At 39.5% G+C, this 9,673-nt stretch carries 9 protein-coding genes and 1 pseudogene; 8 read left to right on the top strand and 2 right to left on the bottom strand.

Features of this window, described 5'->3' with window-relative positions; all coding sequences use genetic code 11:
• Nucleotides 1-440, top strand: a pseudogene (locus tag MRT15_RS07065) (hypothetical protein); the annotation flags it as partial.
• The gene (locus MRT15_RS07060) at nt 441-1,142 is read left to right on the top strand and encodes a hypothetical protein (RefSeq protein WP_304329240.1); all 702 of its coding nucleotides are present in this window, start codon (nt 441-443) and stop codon (nt 1,140-1,142) included.
• 40 nt (nt 1,143-1,182) lie between these two features.
• Here the strand turns inward: MRT15_RS07060 and dapF are convergent, their stop codons facing one another.
• A complete protein-coding gene (dapF, locus tag MRT15_RS07055; RefSeq protein WP_304329238.1) occupies nt 1,183-2,046 on the bottom strand; it encodes a diaminopimelate epimerase in 864 nt (287 codons plus the stop codon).
• A gap of 135 nt (nt 2,047-2,181) precedes the next feature.
• On the opposite strand from dapF, the gene MRT15_RS07050 reads away from it, so the two are divergent.
• Genes MRT15_RS07050 through MRT15_RS07035 form a run of 4 tightly spaced genes read left to right on the top strand, consistent with a single transcriptional unit; the run spans nt 2,182 to nt 7,104 of the window.
• Nucleotides 2,182-3,621, top strand: a complete 1,440-nt coding sequence (locus tag MRT15_RS07050) for a glycosyltransferase family 2 protein (protein ID WP_304329236.1) — start codon at nt 2,182-2,184, stop codon at nt 3,619-3,621.
• 42 nt (nt 3,622-3,663) lie between these two features.
• A complete protein-coding gene (locus tag MRT15_RS07045; RefSeq protein ID WP_304329234.1) occupies nt 3,664-4,686 on the top strand; it encodes a HesA/MoeB/ThiF family protein in 1,023 nt (340 codons plus the stop codon).
• Nucleotides 4,687-4,722: 36 nt separating this feature from the next.
• The gene (locus MRT15_RS07040) at nt 4,723-6,666 is read left to right on the top strand and encodes a S9 family peptidase (protein WP_304329233.1); all 1,944 of its coding nucleotides are present in this window, start codon (nt 4,723-4,725) and stop codon (nt 6,664-6,666) included.
• A gap of 33 nt (nt 6,667-6,699) precedes the next feature.
• The gene (locus tag MRT15_RS07035; protein ID WP_304329230.1) at nt 6,700-7,104 is read left to right on the top strand and encodes an OsmC family protein; all 405 of its coding nucleotides are present in this window, start codon (nt 6,700-6,702) and stop codon (nt 7,102-7,104) included.
• 25 nt (nt 7,105-7,129) lie between these two features.
• Here the strand turns inward: MRT15_RS07035 and MRT15_RS07030 are convergent, their stop codons facing one another.
• On the bottom strand, nt 7,130-7,522 hold the full coding sequence (locus MRT15_RS07030) for a transcriptional regulator (RefSeq protein WP_304329228.1): 393 nt from the start codon (nt 7,520-7,522) through the stop codon (nt 7,130-7,132).
• Nucleotides 7,523-7,655: 133 nt separating this feature from the next.
• Between MRT15_RS07030 and MRT15_RS07025 the strand changes: the two genes are divergently transcribed.
• Nucleotides 7,656-9,038: a TldD/PmbA family protein gene (locus tag MRT15_RS07025; RefSeq protein WP_304329226.1), complete on the top strand. Its 1,383-nt coding sequence runs from the start codon at nt 7,656-7,658 to the stop codon at nt 9,036-9,038.
• Nucleotides 8,984-9,673 (top strand): PmbA/TldA family metallopeptidase (locus tag MRT15_RS07020; RefSeq protein ID WP_304329224.1); only part of this gene is annotated, 690 nt, incomplete at its 3' end. The genes MRT15_RS07025 and MRT15_RS07020, both read left to right, overlap by 55 nt.

Here is a 9,673-nt window from a genome sequence, read left to right as displayed (position 1 = left end):
TACCAAACTATGAAATAGGGTTGGCAGCCGTAGCAGCCAATGTATTCTGGCCAGAGAAGGATGCATATGGAAACAAATTGAGAGACATGCCATTCTTCCAAGACCTACCCACAAAAACAGCAAAGGATTGGGCAATAGCAATATACTTTGGAAATAGCAGCGTAGATTGGGTTGTAAGACAACTCACAGACGTTTATGGAACGAAGGTTGGAGGAGGAGTTGGAGCAGTATTAGCATCCAGAATGTACCCATACTGGCCAGACAAAATAGTTGGATGGGCAACCGGATCAAAGGGGGCAGCGGAATATGAAATATTGGTGAGGAGACCAGGTGAGGGTGCGGCGGCAATGGATGCACAATCCCTGGCACACCTAGCAATAGTAATATTCATAGTACTCGGAAACTTAGGATACTTCCTATCCAGGAGGAGGGGGAGGTAAATGTCAGTAGACATACCTACACTCGCAACAATAATGGCTGCCGGAATAACATTAATGCTCCTCAGCTACCTGTATAGGGAAAACATATTCTTCAGAATAGCTGAACACGCATACATAGGCGCCGCAGCAGCCTACACCACACTAGTAAACATAGACACAGCATGGGCAAACTATCTATACCCACATGTGGCGAAAGGAGAATGGTGGTGGTGGATCACAGTACCTATAGGACTACTATACCTATTCTTCTTCACAAGGAAATACTTCTATCTCTACAGGTATCCAACAGCCCTATACCTAGGCGTATCAATAGGAACCATAGTGGCAAGATACATAAAAACTCAATTCCTAGAGCAAATAAGATCCACCATAACCGATACAACAGGCACCGCGATATTGCTGCCAAAGCCCATTGATGGTATACTGGTAGCCATAGGCGTACTAACAGCACTATTCTACTTCTACTTCACCATAGAATTCAAAGGGCCACTAAACACAATAGCAAGGATAGGCAGATACACCCTTGTAGCAGGGTTTGGAGGTAGCTTCGCACTGACAATAATGAGCAGAGTCACATTATTCATTGGGAGACTTAGATTCTTATACTTCACATATCCAGCACCATACATATGCGTACTGGCAGGGATAGTGCTGATAATAGGGATAGCAATGGACTACATGAAGAAGAGTAAAACCGCATAAACTCAAAACTTTTTTACTTTTTTTAGGTTGGCAAATTCAATTAAACTTCAACTCTTATTCTACCTGTGAAAACCTTCTCAGCTGGGCCTATCATTTGAAGTCTATCTCCAATGACGATCTTAAGCATTCCACCACGAACATGAACATCAACAATCCCACTCTTAACCAGTCCAAGGCGATGAGCTACAGCAGCTGAAGCCGTTGAACCAGTTCCACAAGCATAAGTCTCATCCCAAACACCACTCTCATAAGTTCTAACCTTAATGGAATGATCATTTAAAACTTCAACTAGATTTACACATATACCTTCAGGGAAGATCTTCTTATTCTTGGATATGGCTTCAGCATACAAGTTTATGTTAGCCTTATCCACATCATCCAAGAATAACACGACATGGGGGACGCCTGTATCAACTATGGAAACCTCAACATCTCCGATCAATGGGAAATTAATACGTCTAGCTATAAGCTCATCTTCATCATTGAAATCAAGCTTAACATACCTCTTCAAATCCTTAAACCTACATTTCAAAACACCCATATCAGCCTTAAACCATCCATCACCAACCTTTTCTACAAACTTCAATCCAGCCCTAGTTTCAATTAGCAACTTATCTAAACCAAGCTTCTCAGATAAATATGCAGCTACACAACGTAAACCATTACCACACATCTCAGCCTCAGTCCCATCAGGCTCCAAAACCCTCATAAACCCATGAGCACCACAAGTGGATGGAACAATGAATAGTACGTCATCAGCGCCCACGGAAAACCTCCTACGACAAACCTTCATGGAGAAAGCACCCTTAAAAGCTTCAGGAACAACTTCACCACCCAACTCATCCACAATTATGAAATCATTACCACAACCATGATACTTCACAAACTCAACATCCAGAATCATAAAGATCCAATAGAATAGGTGTATAGGGAGTATAAATAGGCAACGAAACGATAAAGCATATAAATAAACAATACACTTTATGATTAGTATAACGATAAAACTGAAAGCCACAATCCATTGCCCACGGTGAAAATAATGACTCAAATAACGATACCAGTAATACAGCCAATACAAACCATAACCCTCATAACAATAATATATGCATTTACATGGACAATAATGATAATCCACGCAATATACTATTGGACTGGAGTAAGGGGGGAAGAGGCAAAGAAGGTTAAAGCGAAACTCAAAGAATACCCAAAAACAACAATAATAATACCAGTAAGAAATGAAGAAGCAACAACAATAATTGAATTACTCAAAGCACTATCAAAACAAACATATCCAAAAGATAAAATGGAAATAATCATTGTAAGCGACGATACAGAACAAAAATTCAAGGAAATAAGGGATAAGATAATGGAAGCAACATGCGTGAAGGAGTTGGAGGTAAAAATCTATAGGAGGGAGGAACCTAGAGGATTCAAAGCTGGAGCACTAAACTATGCACTAAAAAGATCCAATGGAAAATACATCGTAGTATTCGATGCAGACACAATACCAAAAGAAACATTCCTAGAAGAAACCATAACACACATGGAAACTGAAGGGCTAGATGCACTGGCAACAAAATGGTCAACAAAGAATATGAATGCATCACCAATAGCAGAAGCACAAGCAGTATCCATGGAATTCCTAACATCAATAATAATGAGGGGGAAGAAGATACTTGGAAAACCAATAATAATACCTGGAAGTGGATGCATATTCAAAAGGGAAACATTAATAGAAGTTGGAGGATGGGATGAAGAGGATGGATTAGGGGAAGACTTGGAAATATCAATGAAATTGATACTTAATGGGAAGAAGATAGATTACATGGATGAAGTAGATGTGGAAGTAGAGGTACCATTAAGCTATGAAGATTTCAAGAAACAGCAATCAAGATGGGCATATGGAGCAATACGCGTACTACTGAAAAACATACCAAAGATGGTTAAAGCAAACATCCCATTAACATGGAAGATAGACATAGCACTACACCTACTACAATACCATGCAATACTAGCAAACTTTGCAATAGCAATACTCGCACTACTATCAATAATTATAAAGACAGATCTAATGGCACAAGCGACATTCCTAATACCAATAACAATAGCATTATCAGCATTGGAAGCAACAGCATACATGCATACTGCAAAAAGACTTGGATTGAAAACCTGGAGGAGCATAGTAATAATGGGGAGATGCACAGCCTTAGCAGCAGTCCTAGCACCACAAGTACTAATACAAAGCATGAAGGTTATAATTGGGAAAAGGGAGAAGTGGGAAGTTACACCAAAAGGGGCTTTTGCAAAGAAGACTAGTAGTAAAAAGGCTACAATAATAGAGAATGTGACGACCATAATGGGGGTTATGGCAATGCTCACACTAATAATACTGGGATACGGAATGTCAGCACTATGCATACTAACACTAACACTACCATATGCATATGTAGCATGGAAAACAAACAATCATAAATGGTGAAAACCATATAAAGCCAAGGACACATAATCAATAACGAAGGATATGATGAGAGAATACTATTCTAGGCAGATAGTGTTAAGGGAGCTTGGAGAAGAGGGGCAAGAGAAGCTGATGAAATCAAAGGTGGCAGTGGTGGGGGTTGGAGGACTTGGAAGCATAGCCTCAACATACCTAACACTGGCTGGAGTAGGATACATAAGGATAATAGATCACGACATAGTGGAAATACACAACCTACATAGACAAGTACTATACGATCCAAGTGAAGTAGGCTACCCAAAAGTGGAGGTAGCTGCTAGAAAGCTGGAGAAGATGAATCCACAAGTAAAGGTGGAACCAATACCAGAACACCTCAACACATCCAACGCAGAAAGATTACTTAGCGATGTAAACGTGATCGTCGATGGACTAGACAACATGAGCACAAGATACATAGTGAACAGGGTAAGCATAAAGCATAGGATACCATACATATTTGCAGGAGCCATAGGAATGGAGGGAAACATAACAGTAATAAGCCCACCAGAAACACCATGCCTAGAATGCATATTCCCAAAAGTAGACGACAACCTACTACCCACATGCGAAACAAGGGGGGTTATAGGGGCAACACCGGGAATAATAGGGGCTATTGAAGCCATGGAAGCAATAAAGATCATAGCTGGAATAAATGGAACATTAAAGGGGAAACTACTGGTATGCGACTTCAAAACCATGGAATTCCACAAAATAGAAGTAAGGAGGAAGGAGAACTGCCCAGCATGCACAGGGGGCGGGAGAATGGATATACCACCACCAAAAACCACATGGATATGTGGGAGAGGAGTTATAAACGTAAACCCAACAAAACCAATAAAAATAGACTTAAAGAAGTTGAAGGAGGAATTTTCAAAGAAACATAAAGTGAAGATAGTGACTGGAATAATGATAGCAATAGAATATGAGGGGAAAGATGTAAGCATATTCCAAAATGGGAGGATGATAATAAGGGGAGTGAAAAGCGAAGATGAAGCCATAAACATATACAACAAAATACTAAATGAAATCATTGAAACACAAACCTAAATAACCAATTAAAACATAAAGGTATACGCTGAGATCATGAGAAGCCTAAAAATAGAAGATTACAATAGGTTCACGTCAGTATGCGACCCACAAATATCGCCAGACGGCAAAAGAATAGCCTTCGTAACAATAAAACCAGACACTCAAGAAAACAATTACAAATCGAGAATATGGGTTATCAACATAGATAATGGAGAAGTAGAACTAACCACAAATGGACCCACAGACACATGGCCAAGATGGAGTCAAGATGGCAAAAAACTACTATTCATATCAAGAAGAACCATAAGGGAAGGGGAACCTGGAAACGAACTATGGATACAACAAATAAATGGTGGGGAACCAAGACTAGTAATGAAGAGTAGGAATGGAATAATACAGCCATCATGGAATCCAGACAACAAACACATCCTATACAGATCAACAGTGATGAGGGGGGAATTGGATCAAGAAGCAAGACTGATAGACAAAATACCCATATGGTTTGATGGAATAGGGTTCACACACCACATAAACACACATCTATTCCAAATAGACATATACTCAAATGAAGTGGAACAATTAACTTCAGGAGACATAGACATAGTGGAAGCAAAATACTCCAATGATGGAAAGAAGGTAGCATACGCAGCAACAACAAACTACATGGAACCAAGAAAACAATACCTACACATAATAAACCTCGAAACAAGGGAAACCATAAAATTAAAGCATATGGGAATGGGCATAGGACCACTAACATGGCACCCAGACGGTAAAAGAATAATATTCAGAGGAAACGACTATAGGAGAGGATACCCAACACATGAATGCATATGGCAAATAAACATAGAAACAGAAGAACTACAAAACCTAACCGGGAAAACCGGATACCAAACAAATCACAGCATATACTACGATCTAAGAGGACCATACCAAGCACCACAACCACCAATAATAGAAAATGATGAAATATACTTCACACAAACAAGAGGGGGGAGACACAACATATACAAAATGAACATGAAAACAATGGAAGTAGAAGACGTAGTTACAGGAGACTTCGTAATAGAAAACTTCCAAGTAAAAGACAACAAGATAGTATACACAAAGGTAACTGAAAAGATGCCAGCAGAAATCTATGTATGGGAGAATGGCTTAGAAAGAAAGTTAACAAGCTTCAACGATGAAATATTGAGGGAAGTGAAAGTGCAGGAACATGAGAGATTCCAATTCAAAGCATCAGATGGAGCCAACATAGAAGGATGGATAATGAAACCAACAGAATACAGGGAAGGGGAAAAGTATCCAACAATAATATTCATACATGGAGGACCAAAAAGCACCTTCGGATACGCATTCATGTTCGAACACCAAATATGCGCAGCCAATGGATACGTGGTGATATATGCAAACATTAGGGGTAGTGGTGGATATAGTGAAGAATTCGCAGATATAAGGGGGAAGTATGGTGAAAGAGATTATCAAGACATAATGGAAATGATCGAATATGTAACAAGAAAGTATAACTACATAGATGAAGAGAGAATGGGAGTAACGGGGATAAGCTATGGCGGATACATGACAAACTGGATAATAACGCAAACCAACAAATTCAAAGCAGCAGTATCACTAAATGGGATAAGCTGCTGGCTAGCTGAATTCGGAACCACAGACATAGGATTCCACTTCGTACCAGACCAAATAGGTGGAGACTGGTGGAACAATAGGGAGGAATGGATAAACAAATCACCAATAACACACGCCAACAAAGTTCAAACACCAATACTAATAATACACAGCATGGAAGATTACAGATGCTACCTAGACCAAGCACTACTATTCTACACAGCACTAAAATACCTCGGAAAAGAAGCAAAACTACTACTATTCACAAGTGGAAGTCACGTATTCAGCAGATCAGGGAAACCAAACCATAGAGTTAAAAGGCTAAAGCACATGATAGAATGGTTCAACCAATACCTAAAACAGAAAACATAAATACAAAAAGTAAAGAAAACAGTTGATGAGAACATGGTTGAAGTGAAAGTGGAGCTACATAAGGGGGTAGGCCTAATAGCCACCACAGAAACAGGATTCACAGTGGTAATGGGAGGATCAATGGAAACAGTTGGAGCAGAAAAGAGGTATGGACCCTCAGCAATGGAACTAGTACTAGTGGCATTGGGAGGATGCCTATCATCAGTAATGCTAAGAATACTAAACAGCAGAAAGATAAATGTGGAAAACTTGGAAGTAAAGATTCATGGAGAAACCATGAAAGAAACACCACAAAGATACAAGAACATAGAAGTGGAAATAAATGCAAAAGGAGCTCCAAAGGAGGAAATACAAAGAGCAGCAGAACTAGCGGAAAAATACTGTCCAGTACTATGGACATTAAAAGAGAATGTAGAAGTACATTTGAAAGTTCAGTAAACCAAAACCAACACACTATTATTTATCAACATTTTTGAGAGATAGACTTGCAAAGGTCGCAATCCATAAGATTACATTCGGAGTCAACAATCTTATGGAAACTGCAAAGTAAACCCTTAGTCCTCACAATCCTACATATACTGCACACTTCACCAACAAAAAACTTATAATCCACATTACCGGAAGCAAAGGATTTAGCAAGCAAATCAATATGCTCCATAATATCAGGATAATCCTCAACATTGAGAGCTCCACCCCTCAAACGCCTACTATAAAGGCTAATGGCAGGCTGACTAACCCCAAGAAGCTTTGCCACCTCAATTTGCTTAAAACCATAATTTAACATAAGCCTCTTAGCCAAAGCAGCCCTAACACTAGGCAAAACAAACTTAACAACAACTTCACATGGAATCAGCATACAAATCAACAATATAAATAAACAATGGCACAAAATATACTTGTTGCTAATGGACAAAAATTGGAAATCCAAAACATTGAAACTAAAAGGTTATAAGCAATTTAAATTGAAATATGATTTGATGACGCACATTATGGATTTAATGTTATGGGTGGTAAGTAAGGGAAGCGAACTTGGAGGAGAATATGTGGAAGCAAGATATCAAAAGTTTCACAGCACAAGCATCGAAATTAGAGATGGGAAGATCGTTTCAGCAGCCCCTGGAATAGAGCAGGGAGTTGCAATAAGAGTGCTACTTAATGGGGCATGGGGATTCTCCACAACAAACAATATCGATAAAAGATCACTTGAAAACGCCCTAAACATAGCTACAAAAATGGCTAAACAAGCAAGCAAAGACTCTGAAAAAATGAATCTAGCACCAAGCAATGTGGTAATTGACGAAGTGAAAACTCCAGTGAAAGAACCACTAGAAGAAGTATCAATAGAGGAAAAGATGAAATTCCTATTAAAGGCGGATGAAGCTGCAAGGAAGATATCACCAAATATAAAGACAACATCAAACTATGACGATTACACAGAAACGAAAATCATATGCACAAGCGATGGAACTCAGCTGGAAATGAGAAATTCATGGGTTTACTGGGGAATGTGGGCTTACGCTAGGGAAGCAGGATTAATACAATCATATAGGGATAGATATGCAATGCTAGGTGGATTTGAAGTAACTGAAAGAATGAAGGTGGAAGAGAGAAGCATGGAAGCTGCAAGGAAGGCTATGGAACTATTGAAAGCGAAACCTGCACCAGGAGGAAAATTCACAGTGGTAATAGATGGAGCATTATCAGGATTAATGGCGCATGAAGCTATAGGCCACGCCTCAGAAGCTGATGGAGTACTAAGAGGGACAAGCATACTAAGAGGGAAACTTGGAGAAAAGATAGGTTCAGAACATGTAACACTAATAGATGACGCCACAATACCAGAAAGATTTGGAACAGACGTATACGATGATGAAGGCATAAAAACACAAAGGAAAGTCATAATACAAAGAGGGATTTTAAAGGGATACTTAACCAATAGGGAAGCGGCTGGGAAAATGAGTCTACCAGTAACTGGAAATGCAAGAGCACAAGACTACAGATTCCCACCAATAGTTAGAATGACAAACACATTCTTCCAGCCAGGGGACATGAGCTTCGAAGAATTAATTGAAGACATAAAGTATGGGATATATGCGAAGGGTGGTAGAGGTGGACAAGTAAGCCCAGCTGAAGGCATATTCCAATTTGGAGCTCAAGAAGCATACCTAATAGTCAATGGAGAAATAAAGGAGAAGCTTAGAGACTTCAGCATGAGTGGATTCATACTTGAAACGTTAAAGAATGTAACTGGAGTGGCAAAAGACTTCGATATATACCCAAGCTTCTGTGGGAAGATGGGGCAATCCATGAGAACCACATGTGGAGGACCACATATGAGAATAGAGAATATGATGGTTGGAGGGAGGGGGTAATGGAACTCATTGAAGCAGTAAAAATAGCTGTGGAGAAAGCATTAAAATATGGTGCATCACAAGCAGAAGCATACGCCACAAGATCCAATAGGATAAGCATAATGACAGCCAATGATAGGGTAAGTGGAGTAAAAACTAGAGTTGGATCAGGTGAAGGTGTGGAAGGTATAAGTGTAAGGGTAGTCATTGGGAAAAGCCTCGCATATTCACACACAACAATACTAGATGAGGCGAGCATAGAAGAAACAGTTAAGACAGCAATAAAGCTCGCTAAAATTAAAGAACCAGACCCAGACTTCAAAACACTACCACAACCAAGAAAACCCCCAACAGTTGAAGGAATATATGATCCAGCAATAGAAAATCCACCAATAGACGAAATATTCGATGAAGCTAGAAGAATAGTTGGAGAAGGATTAGAGAAAGATCCAAACTTCAACACTATAAGTGCAAGCTTTAACTTCACATCAACAGAGAGAGCAATATTCAATAGCCTAGGAGTAGAGGTAAACTGGAAGGAGAGTACTGCAAGTACGGGAGTCACAATATTAGGAGAAAAGAATGGCGTTAGAAGCGTGGGATGGGAGGGGGAAGCATATAGGCAACTAAATAAGATAGATGCCAAAAGATGCCTA

Origin of the sequence: Candidatus Culexarchaeum yellowstonense, assembly GCF_024707025.1 — an archaeon.
Classification (GTDB): Archaea; Thermoproteota; Methanomethylicia; order Culexarchaeales; family Culexarchaeaceae; genus Culexarchaeum.
The sequence above is the reverse complement of the archived record's forward strand: the minus strand, read 5'-3'. Positions and strand labels throughout refer to the sequence as shown.